Source organism: Actinoallomurus sp. NPDC052308, from assembly GCF_040679195.1.
Classification (GTDB): domain Bacteria; phylum Actinomycetota; class Actinomycetes; order Streptosporangiales; family Streptosporangiaceae; genus Actinoallomurus; species Actinoallomurus liliacearum.
Map to the genome: position 1 here is coordinate 243,157 of NZ_JBFAUM010000003.1, position 22,911 is coordinate 266,067.

21 protein-coding genes are annotated in these 22,911 nt (G+C 74.5%); 11 read left to right on the plus strand and 10 right to left on the minus strand.

Annotated elements, in window-relative coordinates; genetic code table 11:
* The first annotated feature begins 75 nt into the window (after positions 1 to 75).
* Positions 76 to 1,236, plus strand: a complete 1,161-nt coding sequence (locus tag AB0L00_RS12485; RefSeq protein WP_364432210.1) for a lactate 2-monooxygenase — start codon at positions 76 to 78, stop codon at positions 1,234 to 1,236.
* A 63-nt stretch (positions 1,237 to 1,299) separates the two neighbouring features.
* A complete protein-coding gene (locus tag AB0L00_RS12490) occupies positions 1,300 to 3,426 on the plus strand; it encodes a RecQ family ATP-dependent DNA helicase (RefSeq protein ID WP_364432213.1) in 2,127 nt (708 codons plus the stop codon).
* Between the two features lie 305 nt (positions 3,427 to 3,731).
* On the opposite strand, the gene AB0L00_RS12495 is transcribed toward AB0L00_RS12490, so the two are convergent.
* Positions 3,732 to 4,628 (minus strand): sugar kinase, encoded by an 897-nt coding sequence (locus AB0L00_RS12495; RefSeq protein ID WP_345363980.1) that lies wholly within the window; start codon positions 4,626 to 4,628, stop codon positions 3,732 to 3,734.
* Positions 4,629 to 4,770: 142 nt separating this feature from the next.
* Here AB0L00_RS12495 and AB0L00_RS12500 point away from each other — a divergent pair, with 142 nt between their 5' ends.
* The 4 genes from AB0L00_RS12500 to AB0L00_RS12515 all read left to right on the plus strand — a co-directional run bounded on the left by AB0L00_RS12500 (position 4,771) and on the right by AB0L00_RS12515 (position 10,440).
* Positions 4,771 to 7,329 (plus strand): GNAT family N-acetyltransferase, encoded by a 2,559-nt coding sequence (locus AB0L00_RS12500; protein ID WP_364432216.1) that lies wholly within the window; start codon positions 4,771 to 4,773, stop codon positions 7,327 to 7,329.
* A gap of 528 nt (positions 7,330 to 7,857) precedes the next feature.
* Positions 7,858 to 8,448: a DUF5998 family protein gene (locus AB0L00_RS12505; protein ID WP_345363984.1), complete on the plus strand. Its 591-nt coding sequence runs from the start codon at positions 7,858 to 7,860 to the stop codon at positions 8,446 to 8,448.
* Entirely contained in the window at positions 8,445 to 9,590 is a 1,146-nt protein-coding gene (locus tag AB0L00_RS12510) for a nucleotide pyrophosphatase/phosphodiesterase family protein (RefSeq protein ID WP_364432219.1), read from the plus strand. Before AB0L00_RS12505 ends, AB0L00_RS12510 begins: the two co-directional genes overlap by 4 nt.
* 16 nt (positions 9,591 to 9,606) lie before the next feature.
* Positions 9,607 to 10,440: a sulfurtransferase gene (locus tag AB0L00_RS12515; RefSeq protein ID WP_364432222.1), complete on the plus strand. Its 834-nt coding sequence runs from the start codon at positions 9,607 to 9,609 to the stop codon at positions 10,438 to 10,440.
* Between the two features lie 61 nt (positions 10,441 to 10,501).
* On the opposite strand, the gene AB0L00_RS12520 is transcribed toward AB0L00_RS12515, so the two are convergent.
* The gene (locus AB0L00_RS12520) at positions 10,502 to 10,867 is read right to left on the minus strand and encodes a DUF2203 domain-containing protein (protein ID WP_345363990.1); all 366 of its coding nucleotides are present in this window, start codon (positions 10,865 to 10,867) and stop codon (positions 10,502 to 10,504) included.
* Positions 10,868 to 11,097: 230 nt separating this feature from the next.
* Complete coding sequence (locus AB0L00_RS12525; protein WP_364432224.1) at positions 11,098 to 11,661, minus strand: TetR/AcrR family transcriptional regulator; 564 nt, start codon at positions 11,659 to 11,661, stop codon at positions 11,098 to 11,100.
* A gap of 97 nt (positions 11,662 to 11,758) precedes the next feature.
* Here AB0L00_RS12525 and AB0L00_RS12530 point away from each other — a divergent pair, with 97 nt between their 5' ends.
* Positions 11,759 to 12,295, plus strand: coding sequence for a hypothetical protein (locus tag AB0L00_RS12530; RefSeq protein ID WP_364432227.1), 537 nt, complete (start codon positions 11,759 to 11,761; stop codon positions 12,293 to 12,295).
* Positions 12,296 to 12,299: 4 nt separating this feature from the next.
* On the opposite strand, the gene AB0L00_RS12535 is transcribed toward AB0L00_RS12530, so the two are convergent.
* The 5 genes from AB0L00_RS12535 to AB0L00_RS12555 form a co-directional block, all read right to left on the minus strand.
* Positions 12,300 to 14,852, minus strand: a complete 2,553-nt coding sequence (locus AB0L00_RS12535; RefSeq protein ID WP_364432230.1) for a CHAT domain-containing protein — start codon at positions 14,850 to 14,852, stop codon at positions 12,300 to 12,302.
* Positions 14,845 to 15,261 carry a hypothetical protein gene (locus AB0L00_RS12540; RefSeq protein ID WP_364432233.1) on the minus strand — a complete coding sequence of 139 codons (417 nt, stop codon included), beginning with the start codon at positions 15,259 to 15,261 and terminating at the stop codon, positions 14,845 to 14,847. The genes AB0L00_RS12535 and AB0L00_RS12540 overlap by 8 nt, the downstream gene beginning before the upstream one ends.
* A complete protein-coding gene (locus tag AB0L00_RS12545) occupies positions 15,258 to 15,788 on the minus strand; it encodes a sigma-70 family RNA polymerase sigma factor (RefSeq protein WP_364432236.1) in 531 nt (176 codons plus the stop codon). The genes AB0L00_RS12540 and AB0L00_RS12545 overlap by 4 nt, the downstream gene beginning before the upstream one ends.
* A gap of 94 nt (positions 15,789 to 15,882) precedes the next feature.
* On the minus strand, positions 15,883 to 16,641 hold the full coding sequence (locus AB0L00_RS12550; protein ID WP_364432239.1) for a hypothetical protein: 759 nt from the start codon (positions 16,639 to 16,641) through the stop codon (positions 15,883 to 15,885).
* A 291-nt stretch (positions 16,642 to 16,932) separates the two neighbouring features.
* A complete protein-coding gene (locus AB0L00_RS12555; protein ID WP_364432242.1) occupies positions 16,933 to 18,096 on the minus strand; it encodes a S8 family serine peptidase in 1,164 nt (387 codons plus the stop codon).
* Between the two features lie 142 nt (positions 18,097 to 18,238).
* Between AB0L00_RS12555 and lnt the strand changes: the two genes are divergently transcribed.
* Positions 18,239 to 19,741, plus strand: a complete 1,503-nt coding sequence (gene lnt, locus AB0L00_RS12560) for an apolipoprotein N-acyltransferase (protein WP_364432244.1) — start codon at positions 18,239 to 18,241, stop codon at positions 19,739 to 19,741.
* On the opposite strand, the gene AB0L00_RS12565 is transcribed toward lnt, so the two are convergent.
* Positions 19,701 to 20,060 carry an FxLYD domain-containing protein gene (locus AB0L00_RS12565; RefSeq protein ID WP_364432247.1) on the minus strand — a complete coding sequence of 120 codons (360 nt, stop codon included), beginning with the start codon at positions 20,058 to 20,060 and terminating at the stop codon, positions 19,701 to 19,703. The two genes, lnt and AB0L00_RS12565, sit on opposite strands and share 41 nt — an antisense overlap.
* 225 nt (positions 20,061 to 20,285) lie before the next feature.
* Here AB0L00_RS12565 and AB0L00_RS12570 point away from each other — a divergent pair, with 225 nt between their 5' ends.
* Both AB0L00_RS12570 and AB0L00_RS12575 read left to right on the plus strand, forming a co-directional pair.
* Positions 20,286 to 20,780, plus strand: a complete 495-nt coding sequence (locus AB0L00_RS12570) for a DUF3145 domain-containing protein (protein ID WP_364432250.1) — start codon at positions 20,286 to 20,288, stop codon at positions 20,778 to 20,780.
* A gap of 99 nt (positions 20,781 to 20,879) precedes the next feature.
* Positions 20,880 to 21,044 carry a hypothetical protein gene (locus AB0L00_RS12575; RefSeq protein WP_364432253.1) on the plus strand — a complete coding sequence of 55 codons (165 nt, stop codon included), beginning with the start codon at positions 20,880 to 20,882 and terminating at the stop codon, positions 21,042 to 21,044.
* On the opposite strand, the gene AB0L00_RS12580 is transcribed toward AB0L00_RS12575, so the two are convergent.
* Positions 21,041 to 21,499: a MarR family winged helix-turn-helix transcriptional regulator gene (locus AB0L00_RS12580; RefSeq protein WP_364432256.1), complete on the minus strand. Its 459-nt coding sequence runs from the start codon at positions 21,497 to 21,499 to the stop codon at positions 21,041 to 21,043. The genes AB0L00_RS12575 and AB0L00_RS12580 overlap by 4 nt on opposite strands.
* A gap of 97 nt (positions 21,500 to 21,596) precedes the next feature.
* Here AB0L00_RS12580 and AB0L00_RS12585 point away from each other — a divergent pair, with 97 nt between their 5' ends.
* Entirely contained in the window at positions 21,597 to 22,820 is a 1,224-nt protein-coding gene (locus AB0L00_RS12585) for an amidohydrolase family protein (RefSeq protein WP_364432258.1), read from the plus strand.
* Positions 22,821 to 22,911 lie beyond the last annotated feature (91 nt).

Genomic DNA, 22,911 nt, shown 5'->3' on the forward strand with positions numbered 1-22,911 from the left:
CCGGCGACGCGCCGGCGCCCCCGCGTCCGCCGCGCCCGCCGCGGCGGGGCCCTCCTCCGTACGGAGCCCGATAACGTGATCTCACGTCGTGAGGAGGAGCGCCGTATGTACGCCGACTTCCAGTTCGAGATCTACCTCAACGGCCTGAACGACGTCAGGCCACCGCTGCCGACCGATCTGACCCGTCTCGAGGCGCTGGCCCGCGAGAAACTGCCGCGGGAGGCGTACGACTACGTCGCCGGGTCGGCGGGCACCGGGGACACCGCGGTCGCCAACCGGGAGGCGTTCCGGCGCCGGCGGATCGTCCCGCGCATGCTCCGTGGCGCGGCGGGCGGCGACCTGACCACCCGGGTGCTCGGCACGGACCTGCCCGCCCCCGTCCTGCTCGGCCCGGTCGGGGTGCTGAACATCGTCCACCCGGAAGGGGAGCTGGCGGCGGCGCGGGCCGCGCGGACCCTCGGGGTGCCGGTCGTCCTGAGCACGGCCGCGTCGCACACCCTGGAGGAGGTGGCCGAGGTCGCGGGGCCCCGCTGGTACCAGCTGTACTGGCCGGGCGACCGTGACCTGGCGGTCAGCCTCCTGCGGCGGGCACGGGCCGCGGGCTACACCGCCCTCGTCGTCACGCTGGACACGTTCACGCTGGCCTGGCGGCCGTACGACCTCGACAACGCCTACCTGCCGTTCCTGCGCCGCATCGGGATCCAGAACTACCTCGCCGACCCGGTGTTCACCGCAAAGGCCGGCGACGACCCGGTCCTCCACTGGGCCGGCGTCTTCGGGAATCCCGGCCTGACCTGGGACGACCTGGCGTTCCTGCGCGAGCACTGGGACGGGCCGATCGCGCTGAAGGGCATCCAGGCGACCGACGACGCCCGCCGCGCGGTGGACGCGGGCATGGACGGCATCGTCGTGTCCAACCACGGCGGGCGCCAGGTCGACGGCGCCGTCGCCGCCCTCGACACGCTGCCGATCATCGCGCACGCGGTCGACGACCAGATCGAGGTGCTGTTCGACAGCGGCGTACGGACCGGCGCGGACGTGTTCAAGGCCCTGGCGCTGGGCGCGAAGGCGGTCCTGCTGGGCCGCCCGTACGTGTACGGCCTGGCGCTCGACGGCGAGGACGGCGTCCGGCACGTGCTGCGCTGCCTGCTCGCCGAGCTCGAGCTCACGCTGCGGCTGTCCGGCCACGACCACGTCGCCGCCCTGTCCTCGGACGACCTGCACGAGGTCGGCTGATCCTCCGGGTCCGCGCCGCCGATCCGGCCCAGGTCGTCGGCGGGACCTGGTATGCAGGAGCGCATGGCCGACGAAGCACGCCCCGACCCTTCCGAAGACGCCCTGCGCCAGGACGCCGAGGCGTGCCTGCGATCGCTCGCCGGTGACCAAGCCCGGCTGCGCGAGGACCAGTGGGCGGCGATCCGCGCCCTCATCGTCGAGCGGCGGCGCGCGCTGGTCGTGCAGCGCACCGGGTGGGGCAAGTCGGCGGTCTACTTCGTCGCGACCGCCCTGCTGCGGCGGCGCGGCGCGGGCCCGACCGTGATCGTCAGCCCGCTGCTCGCGCTGATGCGCAACCAGATCGCCGCCGCCGAGCGCGCCGGCATCCACGCCGCGACGATCAACTCGGCCAATCTCGAGGACTGGGAGCGCGTCTACGCCGACGTCCGCGCCGGGGCCGTCGACGTGCTGCTGGTCAGCCCGGAGCGGCTGAACAACCCCGACTTCCGCGACCAGGTCCTGCCCGACCTGGCGGCCGGAGCCGGCCTGGTCGTCGTCGACGAGGCGCACTGCATCTCCGACTGGGGGCACGACTTCCGGCCCGACTACCGGCGGCTGCGCACGCTGCTGGCCGAGCTGCCGGCCGGAATCCCGGTCCTGGCCACCACCGCGACCGCCAACGCACGGGTCACGCGGGACGTCGCCGACCAGCTCACCGGCGGATCCGACGCGGAGGCGGCAGAGGCACTCGTCCTGCGCGGCCCGCTGGAGCGCGAGAGCCTGAGCCTGGCGGTCGTCCAGTTGCGGGGCGCCGAGCAACGGCTGGCCTGGCTCGCCGGGCGACTCGACGCGCTGCCCGGCTCGGGGATCATCTACACGCTCACCGTGGCGGCGGCGCACGAGGTCGCCGGGTTCCTGCGCGACCGTGGGTACGCCGTCGCCGCCTACACCGGGCAGACGGAGCAGGCCGAGCGCCTGCAGGCCGAGCAGGACCTGCTCGACAACAAGGTGAAGGCGCTCGTCGCGACCAGCGCGCTCGGCATGGGCTTCGACAAGCCCGACCTCGGGTTCATCGTGCATCTGGGCGCCCCGCAGTCGCCGGTCGCGTACTACCAGCAGATCGGCCGCGCCGGGCGCGGCGTCCAGCGGGCCGAGGTGATCCTGCTGCCGGGCAGGGAGGATCGCGACATCTGGGCGTACTTCGCCGGCCTGGCCTTCCCGCCCGAACCCGTCGTGCGCCAGGCACTGGGAGCGCTGGAGGAGGCGGGGGGCACGCTGTCCACCGCCGCCCTGGAGACCCGCGTCGACCTGGGGCGCAGCCGCCTGGAGATGATGCTCAAGGTGCTCGACGTCGACGGTGCCGTACGCCGCGTCAAGGGCGGCTGGACCGCGACCGGCACCCCCTGGGCGTACGACCGGGAGCGCTACGAGCGGGTCGCGGCCGAGCGCTCCCGCGAACAGCGGGCCATGCTCGACTACCTGACCACCGAGTCCTGCCGCATGGAGTTCCTGCGTCGTCAGCTCGACGATCCGCAGGCCGCGCCGTGCGGGCGCTGCGACAACTGCACCGGGCGGCACCTGCCCGCGGAGGTCCCCGAGGAGGAGACCGTACGCGCCCGGGAGCGGCTGAGCCGTCCCGGTGTGGAGCTGACACCACGGCGGATGTGGCCCACCGGCATGAAGGCCGAGGGCATCTCCGGGCGCATCCCCGCCGACCTGCAGGCCGAGCCCGGCCGGGCGCTCGGGCGGCTGACCGACATCGGCTGGGGCAACCGGCTGCGTGACCTGCTGGCCGAGGGCGCCCCCGACGCCCCGGTGCCCGACGAGGTCTTCGGCGCGGTGGTCAAGGTGCTCTCGGCCTGGGACTGGGCGGACCGGCCCGCGGGCGTGCTGGCCATGGCGTCGGCCACCCGGCCGGGGATGATCGCAGACCTGGCCCGCCGAGTCGCCGGGATCGGGCGGCTGCCCTACCTCGGTGAGGTCGCGTACGCCGACGGCGGACCCGGCCCGCGCCGCCACAACAGCGCCCAGCGGGTCCGCGCGCTGTGGAACGCCTTCGCCGTCCCCGACTCCGTGCGCTCCCTGACCGGCCCGGTGCTGCTGGTCGACGATCAGGTCGACACCGGCTGGACCATGACGGTCGTGACCCGGCTCCTCCGCGAGACCGGCGCCCCCGCCGTGCTCCCCCTGGCCCTCGCCACCGTCGCCTGACCACGGCCCCGGCCGCGCGACGGACGGCGCGGGGCGTCGCCGACGCGTACGCCCGTCGGCGGATCGCCGGGCGCCGAGACGTGGTCGGTCGTACCCGGCTCTGCCGGGCGTGGCGGGGCGGGGGCGGGCGTCGCGACGTGGCCGGCCGTACGGCCGCCGAGGCGTCACCGGCGCGTACGGCCGTCGGGTGCGTCGGCGGATCGCCGGGCGTTGAGGCGCGGCCGACCGTACCCGGCTCTGCCGGCGTGGCGGGGCGGGGAACGGACGTCGAGGCGCGGTCGGCCGTACGGCGGTCCGCCGGGGCGTCAGAGGACGGGGCGAGCGCCGAGGTGGCTGATGGCCCGCGCGGCGAGGCGACAGCCGTTCGCGAGGGCCTCGGCGGGCGGCTTGCCGTCCAGCCAGCCCGGCAGGAACCCGGCGATGAAGGCGTCACCCGCACCGGTGCCGTCGACGATCTCGTCGACCGGCTCGGCGGGCACCCGGACCGGCTCGGCGCCGCGGCCGTTGCTGAACCACAGCGCGCCCTCGGCCTCCATCTTGACGACGACCTGGGCGTACCAGGCGGTCAGGACCTTGGCCGCCTGCTCCGGGTTGTCGCGGCCGGTGAGCACTTCGGCCTGGGAGGCGTTGACGAACAGCAGCCCGGCGCCCTGGGTCCACTCGAGGAACGGCTCGGCGCCGGCCCGCTTGAGGTGGGAGTTGGCGCCGCCGTCCACGGTGATGGACATCTGAGCCTTCTGCGCCAGCTTCATGGCGTGCAGGGCAGCCTGCCGGGACCCCTCGTTGAGCAGGGAGTAACCGGAAATGTGCAGATGCGCACCGGGACCGAAGAGGTCCTGCGGGATGTCGTCGGGGAGCAGCGCCGCGTTCGCCCCGGCGTCGGACAGCATCGTCCGGTCGCCCTTGTGGGTGACCATGACCACGCACGTGCCGGTGGGGCGCTCCGGATCCATGACGAGCCGGGCGTCGACGCCGTAGCCCATCAGCTCCATGTCGCGGTTCCGGCCGGCGATGTCGGCCCCGCGCCGCCCGATGAACCCGGACTCGACGCCCTCGACCGCCAGCCAGGCCGCGACGTTGGCTCCCGAGCCGCCGCCGTGCATCGACACGTTGGCCGGCGTGTCGCCGCCCTTCGCCAGCGGGAAGGCGGCTCGCGCGACGGCATCGGTCATCAGATCGCCGACCACGACCACGCGCGTCATGACGTCACCCACCTTGTTCCCTGCGGCTGCCGCGCCCCGAACGACGGCCTGCCTGCGTGACCCGGAGAAAAACCTAACAGCTCCCGCCACCCGGGTGGGTCCCGAACCGGCGCGAAATCGGGATCTCCCATACTCTCGACGTGTGCCGTACCCCGATCACTGGGAGGCCGACGTCGTCCTCGCCGACGGCGGGACGGCGCACCTGCGCCCGATCAGGGCCGGTGACGCCGAGCTGCTGCGCGAGTTCTACGCCCGGCTCTCGCCCGAATCGATCTACTACCGTTTCTTCTCGCCGCGGCCGCAACTTTCGGACCGTGAGATCGAGCACTTCACGACCGTCGACTACGTCGACCGGGTGGCGCTGATCGCGACCATCGGAGACGCGATGATCGCGGTGGTGCGCTACGACCGCCTCGGCCGCCGGCCGGGCGCGCCCGGCGGTGCCGACAGCGGTTCGGCGGGGCCCGGCGGGGACATCTGGCGCGCGGCCGTCACGGGGTACACCGCCGCGACGGCCGAATCCGCCGGCACCGCCGAGGTCGCCTTCCTCGTCGAGGACGCCCAGCAGGGCCGCGGCCTGGGCACCGTACTGCTGGAGCACATCGCGGCCGCGGCCCGCGAACGCGGCATCCGGCGGTTCATCGCGGACGTCCTGCCGGAGAACCGCCGGATGACCACCGTGTTCCGGGCGGCCGGCTACGAGGCCCAGCAGCGCTTCGAGGACGGCGTGATCCGGTTGACCCTCGACCTGGAGCCGACCGAGACGTCCCGTGAGGTCATGGCCGCCCGCGAGCACCGCGCGGAGTCCCGGTCGATCGAGCGGCTCCTGTCCCCCCGCTCGGTCGCGGTGATCGGCGCCAGCCGGGAGGCGCGCAGCGTCGGCCAGACGGTCCTGCGCAACCTGCTCGGCGGCGACTTCACCGGCCCGGTGTTCCCGGTGAACCCGACCGCGCCGGCGGTGGCGGGCGTCCGCGCCCACCCGACGGTCGCGGCGATCCCCGACCCGGTCGACCTGGCCGTCGTCGCGGTGCCCGGCGAGCACGTCAACGAGGTCGTGGCGCAGTGCGCGGCCAAGGGCGTGCACGGGCTGGTCGTCGTCTCCTCAGGGTTCGGCGAGGCCGGGCCCGAGGGCCGCGCCCGCCAGGACGACCTCGTACGCCTCGCGCGGGCGAACGGCATGCGCGTGGTCGGGCCGAACTGCCTCGGCATCGCCAACAGCGACCCGGCCGTGCGGCTGAACGCCACGCTCGCCCCGACCCTGCCGGGGCGCGGACCGGTCGGCTTCTTCTCGCAGTCCGGCGCGCTGGGCATCACGATCCTGCGGTGGGCCGCCGAGCGCGGACTGGGCCTGTCGACGTTCGTCTCGGCGGGCAATCGCGCCGACGTGTCCGGCAACGACCTCATGCAGTACTGGGAGGAGGACCCGGCCACCGAGGTGATCCTCCTCTACCTGGAGTCGATCGGGAACCCGCGCAAGTTCACTCGCCTGGCGCGGCGCATCAGCCGGGCGAAACCGATCGTCGCCGTCAAGAGCGGGCGTACGACCCAGGGCGTGCCGCTCGGCCACGCGGCGCGGGCGCTGAGCCTGCCCGACCACGCCGTCAGCGCACTGTTCGCGCAGGCCGGCGTCGTACGGGTCGACACGCTCGGCGACCTGTTCGACGTCGCGCAGATCCTGGCCTACCAGCCCCTGCCGACCGGCCGCCGCGTCGCCATCGTCGGCAACTCCAACTCCATCGCCCTGCTCGCCCAGGACGCCGCCACCGCGGCCGACCTCGACCCGCTGCCGCCGGTGGAGCTCGGCCCCGCCGCCGGCCCGGCGGAGTTCGAGGCCGCGCTGGCCGGGATCCTGGCCGACGAGGAGGCCGACGCGGTGGTCACGGTGTTCGCCCCGCCGGTACGAGGCGGCCTGGACCCGGAGGTGGCGGCCGCGATCGTCCGGCAGGCGGAGGGCGCCGCCAAGCCGGTCATCGCGACCTATCTCGGCGAGCGGGGCCTGCTGCACGGCAGCGTCCCGTCCTACCCCGCGCCCGAGGACGCCGTCCGCGCCCTGGCGTACGCCGTCCGGTACGCCGAGCGACGCCGCCGCCCGCCGGGCCGGGTGCCCGCCCTGTCCGGCGTCGACCGGGACCGCGCCCGGACGCTGATCGAAGAACTCCTCGCCGCCCCGGTCGCCGTCCCGGCGGACCCGCCCGTCCGTACCGCGGATCCCGCACCGGTGGACCGGCGGGAACTCGAACCGGAGCGGACCGCCGAACTGCTCGCCTGCTACGGCATCGAGCCCGCTGACGGCGCCGAGGCGGACGGCGCGGGGATCGTCACGCAGATCAGGACGGCGGAGGACCCGTCGTTCGGGGCGATCGTGTCGTTCGGACTCGCCGATCCGACCGCCGAGCTGCTCGAGGACCGCGCGTACCGGCTGGCGCCGCTGACCGACGTCGAGGCCGCCGGGCTGGTCCGCGCGATCCGGGCCGCGCCGCTGCTCCTGGGACATCGGGGCGCCGAACCCGTCGACGTGGCGGCCCTGGAGCACCTGCTGCTCCGGGCCTCCCGGCTGTCCGACGACCTGCCGGAGGTCGCGCGGCTGGAGCTCGAGGTGGTGGCCCGGACCTCCGGCGCCGTCGTACGCTCCGCGCGCCTGTGGCTGGCCAGACCGCCGGGCCCGCGCATCGACCACGTCCGCCGCCTCAGACCCTCCTGACCGGGACCGCGCAGAAGTAGTCCCCGCCTCTCGCCCCCGGTTCCGCCGAGGCCATGACAGGCCGCTGCCCGGCCCGTCATGGCCCGGAGCGCGCGGTGGCCCGTGCCGGCGTACCCGGAGATCACCCCGCGGCCGAGTCCGCCGTGGCCCGGGCCGTCGCGGAGGGGGCCGCTCCCGGTCCGGCGGGCAGGTGGCTTCGCGGTCAGGTGGTCTCGGTGGGTTGCGGCGGGGGGATCGGGTCCGGCATCGGCGGGATCGGGCTGGGGTCGGGTTCGGGGATCGGCCGGGGAGTGGGCCGTCCCGGCGGTGGCTCCGGCGGGGGGACCGGCGGCTCGGGGGTCGGTATCGGTGGCTGGGGCGTGGGCGGTTCCGGCTGGGGCGGAGGGGTGGGCGGTCGAGTCATGGTTCCTCCTCCATCGGGCGAGCACCGGGGTGCTGTGCTCCACGATTCCCTCGCTCCGGTCGGTCATGCACAGATCGCGACCCGTGGGTGTGCGTGTGACGCCCGAGCAGTGCAGGATGGGAGCCATGAGGGAAACCCGAGCGATGGCTCAGGGGCTGCGCACCGCGATCGAGCGGAGCGGCTACTACCCGGCGCTCGTCGCGGACGCGGTCGAGTCGCTTCTGGGCACCGAGACCGTCATCTCCTATGTCGTCCACCATGAGGCGACGTTCGACCCGGCGATGGAGGTCCGGCGGCACGTCACCGTGCTGGTGCTGTCGCCGACGCGCCTGCTGGTCTGTCACACCGACGAGCACCCGCCGACCGAGTCGGTGCCGCACCCGCACGCCTCCACGACGACGGAAGCGGTGCGCCTGGGCCGGGTCCAGTCGGTCGCGGTGACGCGTGTCGTGCCGGAGCCCGCGTCGTACGTCCCCGGTGTGCCGCCGACCGAGGTGATGCTGACCATCGGCTGGGGCGTGATCGCCCACATCGATCTCGAGCCGGCGTCCTGCGGTGACGAGTCCTGCGAGGCCGACCACGGCTACACCGGCACGCTCACGGCCGACGACCTGTCGCTGCGGGTGAGCGAGGCGGCGGACGGCGCCGACGCCGTCGAGCAGGTCCTCGCGTTCGCGCAGGCGCTGTCGGAGGTCACGTCCGCGCAGGGCCGATGAGACTGCCCGTTCCGGCGTACGGCCGGGAGTCGCTGGCCGACCTGGGGCCGTCCGTGCTGGCCGCGCTCGGCGTGCCGGGCGAGGCGAACGTCCTGGGCCTGCCCGACCTGCCGCGCGCGTGTGTCCTCCTGATCGACGGCCTCGGCTGGGAGCTGCTGCGCGCGCACACCGGCGCCGCGCCGTACCTCTCCGCGCTGCCGGGCCGGCCGCTGACCGCCGGCTTCCCGTCGACGACCGCGACCAGCGTCACGTCGCTGGGCACGGGCCGGCCGCCGGGTGGGCACGGCATGTTCGGCTACCAGGTGGCCGTCCCGGGAGAGGGACGGCTGCACAACTGCCTGCGCTGGAGCGCCGGGATCGACCCGCTGACCTGGCAGCCGGCGCCCACGATCTACGAGCGCGCCGCGGCCGCGGGCGTGGTGACGGGGCACGTCTCGGCGAGCGCCTTCCAGAACAGCGGGCTGACCCGCTCGGCCTACCGCGGGGCGCGGTATCTCCCCGCGGACCTGCTCGGCCAGCTCGTCGCCCGCACCGAGCAGGCCGTCCGCGAGGGCGAGCGCGCCCTCGTCACCGTCTACCACGGTGACCTCGACGCCATCGGGCACATCAACGGGTCCCGGTCGGCGGCCTGGCGCCACCAGCTGGGCTTCGTCGACCTGCTGGCGCGGCGGCTGGCCGAGGTGATGCCGCCGGACGCCGCCTTCTACGTCACCGCGGACCACGGCATGACCGATCCCACGGACCGGGTCGACGTCGACGCCGAGGCCGGTCTGAGGGCGGGCGTCGCCCTGCTGGGCGGTGAGGCACGGGCCCGGCACGTGTACACCGAGCCCGGGGCCGCCGCCGACGTGCTCGCCGCCTGGCGCGAGCGTCTCGCGGGTCAGGCGTGGGTGCTGTCGCGGGAGGAGGCGATCGCCGAGGGCCTGTTCGGACCGGTCGAGGCGGCCCTGGCCCCGCGAATCGGCGACGTCCTCGCCATCCCGTACGCCGACGTCGCCATCGTCGCGACCGAGGCGGAGCCGCTGGAGTCCACCATCGTCGGCATGCACGGGTCGCTGGTCGCCGCCGAACAGCTCGTTCCGCTGCTGTCCCACGAGGATCCGGATGAACGCCGGACGGCCTCTCGCAGACGGCGGGATTAACGGTCAGACTGGCGGCGTGCAACCTCTCATCGACGTCCAGTCACTCGTCCGCGAACTTCGTGGTGACGTCGTCCTGCTCGACGTCCGCTGGCGACTCGGCGGTCCACCCGGCATCGAGGCGTACCGGCGGGGCCACCTGCCGGGAGCGGTCTTCGTCGACCTCGATGTCGACCTCGCGGGGCCGCCCGGCCCGGCCGGTCGGCACCCTCTCCCGGAGCGGCAGGCATTCCAGGACGCGATGCGGCGGGCGGGAGTGCGCGACGACGGCCTCGTCGTGGTCTATGACGACGCGGACTCCACCGCCGCGGCACGCGCCTGGTGGACCCTCCGCTACTTCGGGCACCAGCGCGTCCGTGTCCTCGACGGCGGCCACCACGCCTGGGTCGAGGCCGGCCGGCCCGTCACCAACGAATCACCGAAGGTGGCGCCGGGGGACTTCACGGCCCGGCCGGGCGGTCTGCCGACGCTCGACGCGGACGGCGCCGCCGCCCTGGCCAAGGGCGGTGTCCTGCTGGACGCCCGTGCGCCGGAGCGGTACCGCGGTGAGGTCGAGCCCATCGACCCGGTCGCCGGGCACATCCCGGGCGCCGTCAGCGCCCCGACCACCGGGAACGTCGGGGTCGACGGCCGCTTCCTGCCCGCCGACCTGCTCCGCGAGCGGTTCGCCGAGCTGGGCGCCACGGACGCCGCCGAGGTCGGCGCCTACTGCGGCTCCGGGGTGACGGCGGCCCACGAGATCCTCGCGCTGACGGTGGCCGGAGTGCCCGCCGCCCTGTACGTCGGCTCGTGGTCCAACTGGGTCGCCGACGGCACCCGTTCCGTCGAGACCGGCGACCAGGCCGGGTCGTAGCCCCTCCGGCCGGGGTTCCGCGCCCGCGCGGGACCCCGGACCGTGGCCCGGCGCGTCCCGGCTACGTCAGGGGACGTCGCCCGGCGAAGCCGAGGTCGGCGCGGTGGTACCAGGTGAGCGCGGACTCGGTCTCCAGCAGGCACAGCCGGATCGACTCCCCGCGTAGGAAGGCGGGGAAGTCCACGAGGACCGGCGTGACTCCCTTCACCTCGATGCCCTGGATGGTGAACCACCCGATCGCCTCGTCGATGCGCGCCTCGTACGCCTTCAGCTCCGGCGTGCCGCCCAGCGGCGACGGCCGGCCCGACCGCAGGTCGAAGGCCAGCTCGGCGAGGTCGGCGCGGGCGGCGACGATCACGTCGATGTGCGCGCGCACCTCGGGAAGCAGCGCTCGAGCCTCCCCGAGCGTGAAGACGCGTTCGGTCACGGACCGTACGCTACCGCCGCGAAGCGGCCCTCGCTCGGATCCGCCGCACTGACGGGCGAGCCATCGCGCCGATTTCGGCCCGGTCGCCTCCGACGTCGCCGGCGAGGCGCGCCGATTGCTCGGTGAAAGCCCGGGCTGAGGTCGCGAGATGGGCGGTTCGTTCCGGGTTGTGAAAGCGATCCCCGAGTGTTCGGCCCGTGCCGGCTGGGAGGGGGCGGCGTGGAGCGCTCTCAGGGTGCTCGCGGCGGGATGCCGAAGGGTGCGAGCGCGGCGTCGACGTACGCGTGGGTGTCCTCCGGGGAGATGTCGACGCGCCGCAGCGCGGCGGCCCCCAGGAACGCGGAGTAACTCACCATCGCGTAGTGGCGCGCGAGGTCGGACGGATGTCCCAGCTCGGCGAACGCCGCCTCGATCACGTCGAGCCGCCGGCGGGTGACCCGCGTGACGACGGCACGTACGGCGGGCTCGTCGGAGGCGGTCAGCAGCCGCAGCGCGAGATCGCCCGCGCCCGTCGCCGCGAACGCCCCATGGACCAGGCGGCGCAGGCGTTCCGCGGGATCGGGGATCTCGGCCAGCCCGGCCACGACCGCCTCGGTCTGCAGCCGTTCCCAGCGTTCGAGAGCGGCCTCCAGCAGGGCCTGCCGGTTCTCGAACAACCAGTAGAAGCTCGACTTCGACGCGCCCAGACGGGCGGCCACCGGTTCGACGGCCACCGCGCCCGGCCCGCCTTCGGCGAGGGCGTCGAGCGCCGCGGCGGCCCAGTCGTCGCGGGTCAGGCGGGCGGTACGCGGCATCGGGTCACCTTGGGAGAGCCAGTTCTGTACGGTGCCGTACAGTATAGTTCTGTACGGTGGCGTACAGAACGCCTCCTCTCTCGCAAGGAGCGACCGGATGGACTGGATCCTGGATCGGCTGGTCCCGACGTACGACTTCCGCAGCCGGTACACCCGCCGGATCGCGGCGTCCCCGGAGGCCGTCTGGGCGGCGCTCCACGCCGTCACCGCGGCCGAGCTCCCCGTCACCCGGCTGCTGATGGGCGTCCGCTCGGCCGGCCGCAGCCGTCTGTCCGGCCCGATGGCAGAGGCCCTGTCCTGGAATGAGCTGGGCCGCGTGGAGGGGCGCGAGGCCGTGGGCGGAATCGTCGCGAAGTTCTGGCGGCTCCGCCCGGCGCGCGGTCCGAAGGAGACGGCCGATCCTGCCGGGTTCGCGTCCTTCGCCGAGCCTGGTTGGGCCAAGGCCGCGATGGCGTTCCAGCTCAGCCCGGAGGGGGAGGGCACCCTGCTGGCGACCGAGACCCGCATCCGGGCCACGGACGAGGCCAGCCGGCGCGCGTTCGGCCGGTACTGGCTGCTCGTCCGCGCCGGAAGCGGCCTCATCCGCTTCGAGTTCCTTCGCGCGATCGCCCGCCGCGCCGAGAGCACCCGCTGATCGCCTACCGCCGGGACTCCTGGTCGTCCGGACAGCCGAACGTCGCGGCACCGCCGGGAGGCCCTGCTCGGGTGTGGCCCGCGCCGAAGCAGACGAAGCCGAGTGCGGACGAGGGCCGGGGCGCCGCGGCGAGGGCCTCGGCGGGGGACAGGCCCGCGGTGAGACGCGCGTGAAAGCCGGTCATCAGGTCGCGGGCGGCGGCGTCGCCGACGGGGGTCACGGCGGCGACGACCGTCTCCGTGCCGTAGCCGAGGGCGGCGGTGACCATGCCGATGACCGCCTCGCCCTCGTAGATCTCCGCGCGGCCCGCGTCGCAGGCGGACAGCACCAGCAGGCGCGGTGCCCGCTCCAGGTGCTCCAGGTCGTAGGTGAACAACGGCCCGTCGGCCAGGCGGAGGCCGGAGAACAGGGCGTTCCCCGAACGGAAGACTCCGTGCGCGGCGACGTGGGCGACGGAGGCGCCGTCGAGGACCGACCGGGCCGCCTCGGCGGTCGCGGCCGCTCCGGCCCGGACCCGCGCCTCCGGATACCGCGCGCGTAGGGCTCCGATCTCCTCGTCCGCGTGCGCGAGCCCCGGACCGGCGACCAACGCCACATGCCCACCGGACGAAGGCGTCCGCATCGCGCGCAACCAGCCCGCGGCGGACGGCGCGACGGTGCACGGCCGGCCCCGCAGGGACGGCAACGCGGGCCACGGCAGGCCGTGCAGCGCCCCGACCGGCGCGACGACCAACGGCCGCTCCCCGGCGGACGGCGGTCCGATCAGCCGGGCGTCGAGGCGGCCGGCGGTGGCCTCGAGCGAGGCGCGCGCCGCCGCGTTCTCGGGATCGCGGGCCAGCCGGGAGACGGCGAAGCGCAGCAGCCGCACGTCGTCCCGGACCCGGTCGTACGGGCCCAGCGACCGGCGGCGGCAGCGCCCGTTCGCCAGGGTCACCGCGACGAGGTCCGCGCCCACGCGGACGTACTCGACGAGCATCCGGTCGCCCAGCGTCTCGGCGAGGGCGGGGACGAGCCAGCCCCACCCGGCGACCGCGTCACGGCTGGACGGCAGGCGGCGGCACCGGGCACGGACGGCGTCCTCCAGGCGGGCCTGGGCGGTGAGCAGCTCCGGGCGGTCGGGCACCTCGGCGCTCACGCGGCGGAGCTCGGCCAGCAGCCCGGCGAGCCGCCGGTCACGGGGTGGGCGGATGGCCGGCGGGCGGTCGGCGATCGCCCGCGCCCGCTCGGCCGCGACCAGCAGGGCGCGGGAGCCGGTCGCGAGCCGCAACCCCAGGTCGGCGAGCTCCGCCGCCCAGCCCGCCGCGCGCCCGCGCAGCTCGACCGCGCCGAGCACGGCGGCGTGCTCGTCGACCACGCGCAGCCCGGCGCGGACGGCGGCGGCTGCGCCCGGCCGGTCGCCGCGCGCCAGTCGCAGCAGCGCGGTGGCGTGCAGGCCCGCGACGCGGGCGCTCACGGTGTCACCGCCGACCCGGTGGAGGAGGCGTTCGGCGTGCTCCCGGTCGCCATGCGCGAGGGCGACCAGGCCCGCCAGCGTACGGGCGTCGGCCGCGGCGGACGCCCAGCCGTGGCCCGCCAGCCGTTCGGCGGCCTGCTCGGCGGCCGCGAGCAGGGAGGCGGACCGGTCACCGGCCGCCCAGCGGGCGCGCAGGCCGACCTGCCCGGCCAGCAGGGCGAATCCGGTGCGGTCCGCGAACTCCGCCTGGGCCCGCCGGGCGGTCGCCGCGGCGGCGCCGGGGTCGCCGTCGGCCAGCTCGGCGTGCGCGAGGAGCAGGAGCGCGTCGGCGGTGTCGCATCGGTAGCCGCCGGCCGTCGACCGTTCGAGGGCGTCCGCCAGGACGACGCGGGCCTCGCCGGGCAGCCGGGCGGTGATGAGTGCCTCCGCCCGGTCGATGCGCAGCTGGCAGAGGCGCTCTTCCGCGCCGACGAGCGCCGGCTCGACCGCGTCGTACAGGGCGAGTGCGCGGGGCAGGTCGCCGCGCCGCATGGCGACGAACGCGAGGTTGTGCCGGACCATCGCCGCCTGGTGCCGCAGGCCCGCCCGCTCGGCCACCGCGAGCGCCGCGCGAAGGTCGGCCTCCCCGCCCCCGAGCCGCCCGGCGTACGCCTTGGCCAGCCCGGTGTTGATGCGCAGGCCCACGAGGACCTCCGGGTCGGTGCAGGTCCGGGCGACGCGGGCGACCTCCCGGATCCGCCCGCTCCGGGCGAGGAGGTACGCGCGGTTGGCGCGCAGTCGGTCGGCGTCGGCGCCGGTCAGCACCGGCGCGGCGGCGTCGGCGGCGGCGAGCGCGCCCTCGATGTCCCCGCCGGTGGCCAGGAGGCCGACCAGGTTCATCCGCACCTGGGCGGCGGCGTAGTCGAGGCGCGCGGACTCGGCGACGTCCAGCGCCTCGCGCAGGTGCGCGATGCCCTCCCCGAGCCGGCCGAGCTCCTTGTCGGCCAGGCCGAGGGCGCGCAGTGCCAGCACGCGCTGTCCGGGGTCGCCGGTGTCCCGCAGCGCCGACGCGGTGGCGTACGCGCCGCGCGGATCGGCGGCCGCGCGCGCCAGGAGGTCAGACATGGATCCAGCTCGTCACGATCGAGGTGCCGTCGGCCGGCCGGAACAGGAGGCTGACCAGGCCGGCCGGGACGTCGGACAGCACGAACCCACCCGACTCGTCGGTGCGGGTGCCGCGCTCACCGCCAGGCGATCGGAGGACCACCTCCGCGGCTCCGCCGGGGGCCAGCTGCCCGACGATCTCCCGGCCGTGGACCTCGATCTCCACCCGGACGCCCGGCCCGGCGAACGTCAGCGTCCGCGGCTCGCCGCCGCGCACCCCGGCCGGCGTGTCCGCCGCGTCGTAGGCGAGCGTCGCCAGCGTCGCGTCCGGGGCCAGCCAGTCGAACGCGGCCAGCCCCAGGGCGAACAGGCGGCCCGGTACCGGCGGGAACACCCCGCGCAGGCGCTCGATCAGCTCGTCGTCGGTCACGTCACCCCCAGCCGGCGTCGCAGGTGGAGCAGGCAGCGGGTCCGCGTCGGGCCGACGCTGCCCAGCGGAACGCCCAGCGCCGTCGAGATCTCCGCGTAGCTCAGGCGCGGAGAGGCGATGGACAGTTCGAGCAGCGCCCGGCAGCGGGGCGGCACGGCGTCGAGCGCGGCCGCGACCGAACCGGCGAGCTCCCGCCCGAACACCACGTGGTGCGGCCCGGTGACCACCGGGGTGTGGCCGGCGAGGGGGCGTTCGCGCCCGCGTCGCCGCAGCACGGCCTGGCTCTCCCGGCGGGCGGTGACGGCCAGCCAGGCGCCCGCCCGCGCCGGGTCGCGCAGCCGGGGCAGCCGCTCGACGAGCCGCAGCCACGTCGTCTGCACCACGTCGTCGATGTCCGCGCCGCTCAGCCCGTACGATCGCGCGATCGCGCAGAGCAGCCGTGAGTAACGGGCGACGAGCGCCCGCCAGGCCGCCGGATCGCCCGCCCGGGCCCGCCTCACCAGTTCGCCGGTCTCTTGACACTCCACGCGCCGGAATATTAGCGGAAAGTGTTCGACTGATTACAATCGGTTGAAGGAGGGGTGGCGTCCCGAAGGCGCCGCCCCTCTGACGGACCGGTGGTCAGCCGATGTTGTAGGAGAAGTTGTTCACGGCGAGGCCCACGCCGCCGACCCACGGCTCGAAGCCCGCCTGGACGCTGGTGATGTACCAGGAGCGCTGCGCGTAGCCGCGCCGCACCATGTCGTCGTAGAAGGTGTGCACCGGGAAGGAGATCGAGGACGTCGGGGAGGTGCGAACGTACGACACGACGTTCCAGCCGCTGTTGCCGTACCAGACGTCCCAGGTGCCGCCCGCGAGGCTGACGGTGGCGACCTTGGAGCCGACGGGCTGGACCGAGCCGGTGTGGTTCAGCCAGACCATGAGCTCCGCGCCGGTGTTCTGGCCGTTCGTGCGGGCCGTCGGGTCGAACCAGATGTCGTACGAGGCGTCGTACACCCCGGAGCCGGGGTAGGACATGCTCACGCTCGTCTGGATCGTGGGGAACCGGCTGTCGTCGGTCCGCAGGGGCAGGCCGCTGCCGGTGGAGCAGTTCCCGTAGTGGCAGCCGGCGTAGATCGACGGGTACGAGCCGGGCGCGCCGTTCTGCGGCTTGTTGTGGCTGGCGGTGGTGACCGAGAAGCCGGTGCCGGTGACGTTGACGCACTGCGTCGTGCTGTCGCCCCAGTTGTTGTTCTGGACGACGTACCGGCCACTCTGGATCTTGGTCGAGCCGTACTGCGCGCAGATCTGGGTGTCGGCGTGCGCCGGGGTGCCGGTCATCGCCGGGATGAGGACCGAGCCGGCCAGCGCCAGGGCGGCCGAGAGGGCTCGACGTCTCATGGGGAACCTCCGGGGTTCGCGAGCGGGTACGGGGACCCGTACGACCGCCGGGCGGCCGTACGGGCTGAGAGCGCTCTCAAACGTCGGGATGCTAACCCGGCACCCACGGAGGCCGCACGGCCCGCGGCCCCCGCCCCGCGCGGACGAGCGCGCCGCAGCGGGCCGACGAGGCACGATCGCGCCGCGTGTCCGCGGAGCGGGTGAAAGTCCTTTCATGGCGACCGGGTCGGGGTGGCGAGGCGACACCCGCCGGTGACTCCCCGCCGGGGCAGGCGCGGCCTCCGAGCCCGGTCAGATGACGGGCACGCCGAGGTCGGGGTGGGTGGGATGGGTGTCGGGGTCGAGGAGGCGGTCGGCGGCGGCCGGGGCGGGCAGGTCCTCGGCGGCGGCGAGCCCGGCGATGGCGCCCGCGACGGCGGGGGTCGCGAAGGACGTGCCACTCCAGTAGGCGTAGCCGGTGAAGTCGTCCGGGTCGGTCCCGCCGACGCGCGGCCGGGGGCCGTCGAAGCGGACGAAGCAGCTGTGGACGTCGACGCCGGGCGCGCAGGCGTCCACCCACCAGCCGTAGCCGGAGAACGCCGCGCGCTCGTCGCCGTCCAGGGCGGCCACCGCGATGACGTTCTTGAGGGCGGCCGGCCAGAACGGCCGGTCGCTCGCGTGGTTGCCCGCGCACGCCACGACGACCGTACGTCGGCCGAGGGCGGCGATGGCGCGGGAGACCAGGGGAGAGGGGCGGTCGTCGTACGTGTGGCAGCCGAAGGACAGGTTGACGACGTCCGCGCGTCCCCAGCCGGCCAGCCAGGCCAGGGCGTGCAGGACGCCGAACTCGTCGCCCACACCGTCGCCGCCGATCACGCGCTTGGCGCGGATCCGCGCGGACGGCGCGCGGCGCAGCAGCACGCCGGCGATGAACGTGCCGTGTCCGGCCTGCGCGTCGAGCGTGTGGTCCAGGTCGGCGTCCAGGACCTCGGTGACCTCCGCGCGCTGCTCGGCGTACCAGGGGGTGGCGGAGTACCAGGGGTGTGGTGACAGGCCCGTGTCGAGGACGGCGACCGTGACCGTACGGCGGGCCGCCCCGTCGGCGGCGGGGGCGTCGAACGCCGGCGCGGGACGTGGCGCTCCGGCGGGGCCGCTCCACCACATCGGCTGGCCGTGGACGAGGTGGTTGGGCGCGACGGTCAGCCGCCGGTGCGGCGCGTCCCCGGCCAGCCGGGCGGACAGGTCGCAGACGTCCACGTTCGCGCCGGCGCGGAGCAGCAGCCGGGCCACTCCCGGCCCGTCGTGCCGCGTGTCGTGCCAGCGGCGCACGGCGTCCTCGACGGCCGGCACGTCGCGGGCCGCGACGAGGATCTGGTCGCGGCGGACGAGCGCCGGGCGGCCGGGAAGCGCCTCGACCACGGTCGCGTCGCGGTGGCGGGCGAGGAGGCGTTCGAGTCGTGCGTCCTGATCCGTCATCTGCCGCCTCCTCGGCGTGTCCGTGTGATTACACATCGTCGCCGGACGGTTCGGTGTTTCCCGGACGGGGCGGTGTCTCCGTACGAGCCCGGCGAGAAGGCGGGTTCTTGCCGCCGGGTCACCCCGGGGTCACCCTGATGGGATGAGAACGGCGGCGGAGCGCACCGGCTCGAGCGATCCCGCGTCGGACGAACGTCAGCCGGCGCCCAAGGGGGCACGCGCCCGGCCGCGGCTCGCCGCGCTGGCCGCCGGGGCGCTTCCGGTCCTCGCGTTCCCCCGCACGGGGCTCGACTGGTTCGCGTGGGTCGCGCTCGTGCCCGGCCTGCTGCTCGTACGGTCCGCGGCGACCGGCCGGGAGGCCGCGGTACGCGGCTGGTGGTTCGGCGCCGGGTTCCTCGCCGCCGCGCTGTACTGGCTGATCCCCAACATCGGTCCGGCGCTGGTGGCCGCAGGCGCCGGCGTCATGTGGACCGGGTGGGGCTTCGCCGCGTGGGCGCTGCTGCGGCCGGGCCGGCTCCTCGCGGCGCTGGTCGTGGTGCCGAGCGTCTGGGTCGCGGGGGAGTGGGCGCGTTCGTGGCATGCCCTGGGCGGGCCGTGGGCGCTGTACGGCGCGACGCAGTGGCGGCACCCGGTGGTGCTGAGCCTGGCCTCGCTCGGCGGCGTCTGGCTGGTGACCTTCGCGCTCGTGGCGGTCAACACCGCGGTGGCGATGGTCCTCGTCACCCGGTCGGCGTCCGCGGCGGTCCTGGCCACGCTGATCGCGCTGTCCGGACCTGCCCTGTACACCCCCTCGTCCGAGGCCGCGGGCCGGCCGATGCGGATCGCGCTCGTGCAGCCCGGCGTCGTGGACGGCCCGGACCGCCGGTTCGCCGACGGCGAGCGGATCACATCCGCGCTGCCGGCCGCCGACCTGGTCGTCTGGGGGGAGAGCAGCGTGGGCTTCGATCTGGACCGGCGCCCCGACCTGGTCGCGCGGCTGACGGCGCTCGCCCGGGCGCACGGCCCGCTGCTGGTCAACGAGGACGCGCGGGACGCGTCCGGGCGCATCGCCAAGAGCGCGGTGTTCATCGGTCCGGACGGCGTCCAGGGCCGGTACGTCAAGAACCGGCTCGTGCCGTTCGGGGAGTACATCCCGCTGCGCAGGGAGCTCGGGTGGGTCGCCCGCATCAGTGAGGCGGCGAAGGAGGACCGGCTGCCCGGCACGGGCCTGGTGCTGATGCGCGCGGGCGGCGGCCCGGACGCCGTGACCTTCGCACCCCTCGTCTGCTTCGAGTCGGCGTTCCCGGACCTGAGCCGGGCGGTCGTCCGCCGTGGCGCGCGGCTCATCGTGTACGAGTCGGCGACGTCGACCTTCCAGGACAGCTGGGCTCCGGCGCAGCACGCGTCGCTCGGCGCGGTGCGCGCGGCCGAGACCGGGCGTCCCGTCGTTCAGGCCGCGCTCACCGGGGTGTCGGCCGCGTTCGACGCGAAGGGGCGCCGGCTCGCCTGGTCGGACACGTCCCGCCGGGGGTCGGTGCTGGTCGAGGTGGTGCCCGCCGGGAGCCGTACGCCGTATGACCGGTTCGGCGACTATGCGGCCTGGCTCGCGGTGGGCGTGGTGCTCGTCAGCGGGGCGTTCGCTGTACGGACGCGACGCGGCAGGTGATCTTCCCGTTGTAGGTCTGCACGCCGCTGGCGGAGAACTTCACGTTCGCGCCCGGCGCGACCTCCGTCTCGGCGTGCAGCGCGGTGTCGACCGGGTTGCCGCCGCCGTCGATGATGTCGATCTGGACGACGTATCCCGCCGTACGGCCGGCCGTGTTGGTTATCACACCGTGGACGACCCCGGCGTGCAGTTTCCGGCTGAGCACACAAGAGGTGAGCCGGACGTCCTTTTCCGGTGGCCCGGCGGCGGAACCGCGATGCTGACCACCACACCCGGCGAGGAGCCCCGCGGTCGCGGCCAGGATCAGGGCTCTTCGCATACGGCAATCTCCTCGACTGTCATCACCGAACCACGTAGTGGCGCCTGTTGATCGCGCACGACCGCCGAGCCTACCAACGAGTAGGAAACGCCCGAGGCGCACCCGCGCCCGGGATCCCGGGCTGGTGCGACTGGTGATGATGAGGCACAATAACCAGGCGGTCATCTACCTGGAGCGCCGAGGACGTAGGGGAAGACGAACCTCGCGACGTTCCCAGGAGGTCCGGTGTCCGCACGTGGCGTTTTCTACGTCCACTCAGCGCCACCTGCGCTGTGCCCGCATGTGGAGTGGGCCGCCGCAGGTGTACTCGGCGTGCCCGTGTCACTGCCGTGGAGCGATCAGCCCGCGGCGCCCGGCACGATGCGTGCCGAGCTGTGCTGGGAGGGCCAGCCGGGCACGGCGGCCGGCATCGTCTCCGCGCTGCGCCAGTGGCGGCTGCTGCGCTTCGAGGCGACCGAGGACGCCAGTCCGGGCTGCGACGGTGTCCGCTACAGCTCCACGCCGTCCCTCGGCGTGTTCACGGCGGTCATCGGCGCCAACGGGGACATCCACGTGCCCGAGGACCGCCTCCGCACCGCCATGGCCAACGCGCTCGCCGGCAAGGCCACGTTCGAGCACGAGGTCGACCGCCTCCTCGGCAAGCCCTGGGACGACGAGCTCGAGCCCTTCCGCCGGGCCGGCGACGGCGCACCCGTCCGCTGGCTGCATGCGGCGGGCTGAGGTCCTCACCGGGAGTCCTCGCCGGTCGGGAACACGGCGAGCACTCCTCGCCCGATCCTCGATCCGTCGCGGGAGGGGCGCCGGCATGTCGCAGGAGCCATGGCCCCGGCCCGAGTCGTCGGCGGCGCTCGTGTCGTTCGCGGCCGCCGACCCGGGCGGCTGGGCCCCATGTTCCGCGCCGCGCGCCTGCTCGACCAGGCGGCGCTCGACCACCTGTCCGCCATCACCGCGCACTTCCGCGCCACGGTGCAGAACCACGCCTAACCGGGCTCGTGGTGCTCCTGCCTGCGCAGCCGAGCGCCGTCCTCGACGTATCTGAGCAGCAGCCGGGCGAACTGGAGCCGCTCTTCCATGGGCCAGTCACGGGTGATCTCTTCGAACGCCAGGCGTTGAGCCTTCGCGAAACCGTCCCGCGCGGCGGCGCCTTCCGGGGTGACCTTGAGGACGGTCCGCCGGCCGTCCTCCTGCGAGGCCGCACGGAGTAGGTGCCCGGCCGCTATGCAGTCGGAGACCATGCGGCTCGCCACCGACTGGTCCACGCCGAGCTCCTCCGCGACGCCGCCGACGGTCATCTCGCCGTCCCCGGCGGTGACGATGTTGAGGATGAGATTGCGGGACGCATCCCTGCGTGAGGTGGGCACACGCCGCCGCAACCGGGAGAAGGCCGGTCCGATGCCGTCGAGGATGGCGTCGTCCTCCGATTCCGCACCGCTCGTCATGCCGACATCATAGAGCGCATGCATGCGGTTGAGAATATGTATGCTGTAAGTCATGCTCCTGCATGAGAGCATGTTCTTGGGAAAGAAGCGAGGGACAGTGACCACTACAGCCATCACCGGCGCGCGTGTCTTCGACGGGGAACGGGTGCTGCCGCAGACCACCGTCCTGATCGGCGAGGGCCGGATCATCGCCGTCGGCGGCGACGTGCCCGCGGACGCACACGTCGTGGACGCGAGGGGCGGGACCCTGCTGCCCGGCCTGTTCGACGCCCATGTCCACACCTCTGAGCAGGCGCTGGCGTGCGCACTGAGGTTCGGGGTCACGACCGAGCTGGAGATGCAGGGGCGATGGACGAAGCACAACCGGACGGACATCAGTGAGGACGACTCCCTGGCGGACGTCCGCTCCGCGGGGTTCGGTCTCACCCCGCCCGGCGGGCACCCCAGCGAGCTCTTCCCCGAGGGCTTCCGCCCGGGAGGGGACGATCACTCCGCCTTCGGCAACGTCGTGATGCCGTTCTCCACCACCCCGGAGGAGGCGGTGAGCCACATCCCGAAGCTCGTGGCGGCGGGCTCTGACTACATCAAGTTCATGGTCGACGACGGCACGGTCGAGGGCCACCCGGGCCTGCCGATGCTCGACCAGGCGACGTTGAACGCCGGTGTCGCCGAAGCCCACCGGCACGGGATGCTGACCGTCGCGCACACGCTCACCGTCGACGCGACCCGTATGGCGATCGAGGCCGGTATCGACGGCCTCGCCCACCTGTTCATGGACCGGCCGCACGACGACGAGATCATCGAGCTCATCGCGGGATCGGGAGCGTTCGTCGTGCCCTGCGTCGTCCTCGACGCTTCGATGATGGGCATCACCGGCGCGGCCCTCGCGGACGACCCGCGCGTCAGCGCGCGTCTGGACGAGGCGTGGCTCACGACGCTGCGCAGCAGCTTCGACCGGTACCCGCAGGGGCGCATCGCGGACGTGCTGGACTCGGTGCGCGCGCTCCACGCCGCCGGCGTCGACCTCATCGTCGGAACCGACGCCTCTTTCCCGCTGCCCTTCCTCGGCGGCCTCGCCCACGGCGCCAGCGTCCACCAGGAGCTGGGCTACCTGGTCCAGGCGGGCCTGACCCCCGTCGAGGCCCTGCGGGCCGCGACGAGCACCCCCGCACACCGCTTCGGCCTCGACGACCGGGGCCGCATCGCGGCCGGTCGCCGCGCCGACCTGCTCCTCGTCGAAGGCGACCCCACGACCGACATCTCAGACACGCTGAACATCCGCGCCGTATGGCGTCGCGGCGTACGGCTCGCCGACGGCTGACCGGCCCCGCGCGGGTGGCTCAGTGCACGCGTTCACCACAGACCGCGGAATACGGCACCGCACCCGCGCGGACGCGGTCTACCGGCACACC

Excerpts from the sequence above, each read along its gene's own strand:
- AB0L00_RS12490 (WP_364432213.1), top strand. The coding sequence starts at position 1,300 with ATGGCCGACGAAGCACGCCCCGACCCTTCCGAAGACGCCCTGCGCCAG.
- AB0L00_RS12495 (WP_345363980.1), bottom strand. The coding sequence starts at position 4,628 with ATGACGCGCGTGGTCGTGGTCGGCGATCTGATGACCGATGCCGTCGCG.
- AB0L00_RS12505 (WP_345363984.1), top strand. The coding sequence starts at position 7,858 with ATGAGGGAAACCCGAGCGATGGCTCAGGGGCTGCGCACCGCGATCGAG.
- AB0L00_RS12510 (WP_364432219.1), top strand. The coding sequence starts at position 8,445 with ATGAGACTGCCCGTTCCGGCGTACGGCCGGGAGTCGCTGGCCGACCTG.
- AB0L00_RS12525 (WP_364432224.1), bottom strand. The coding sequence starts at position 11,661 with ATGCCGCGTACCGCCCGCCTGACCCGCGACGACTGGGCCGCCGCGGCG.
- AB0L00_RS12530 (WP_364432227.1), top strand. The coding sequence starts at position 11,759 with ATGGACTGGATCCTGGATCGGCTGGTCCCGACGTACGACTTCCGCAGC.
- AB0L00_RS12535 (WP_364432230.1), bottom strand. The coding sequence starts at position 14,852 with ATGTCTGACCTCCTGGCGCGCGCGGCCGCCGATCCGCGCGGCGCGTAC.
- AB0L00_RS12550 (WP_364432239.1), bottom strand. The coding sequence starts at position 16,641 with ATGAGACGTCGAGCCCTCTCGGCCGCCCTGGCGCTGGCCGGCTCGGTC.
- AB0L00_RS12555 (WP_364432242.1), bottom strand. The coding sequence starts at position 18,096 with ATGACGGATCAGGACGCACGACTCGAACGCCTCCTCGCCCGCCACCGC.
- lnt (WP_364432244.1), top strand. The coding sequence starts at position 18,239 with ATGAGAACGGCGGCGGAGCGCACCGGCTCGAGCGATCCCGCGTCGGAC.
- AB0L00_RS12565 (WP_364432247.1), bottom strand. The coding sequence starts at position 20,060 with ATGCGAAGAGCCCTGATCCTGGCCGCGACCGCGGGGCTCCTCGCCGGG.
- AB0L00_RS12575 (WP_364432253.1), top strand. The coding sequence starts at position 20,880 with ATGGCCCCGGCCCGAGTCGTCGGCGGCGCTCGTGTCGTTCGCGGCCGC.
- AB0L00_RS12580 (WP_364432256.1), bottom strand. The coding sequence starts at position 21,499 with ATGACGAGCGGTGCGGAATCGGAGGACGACGCCATCCTCGACGGCATC.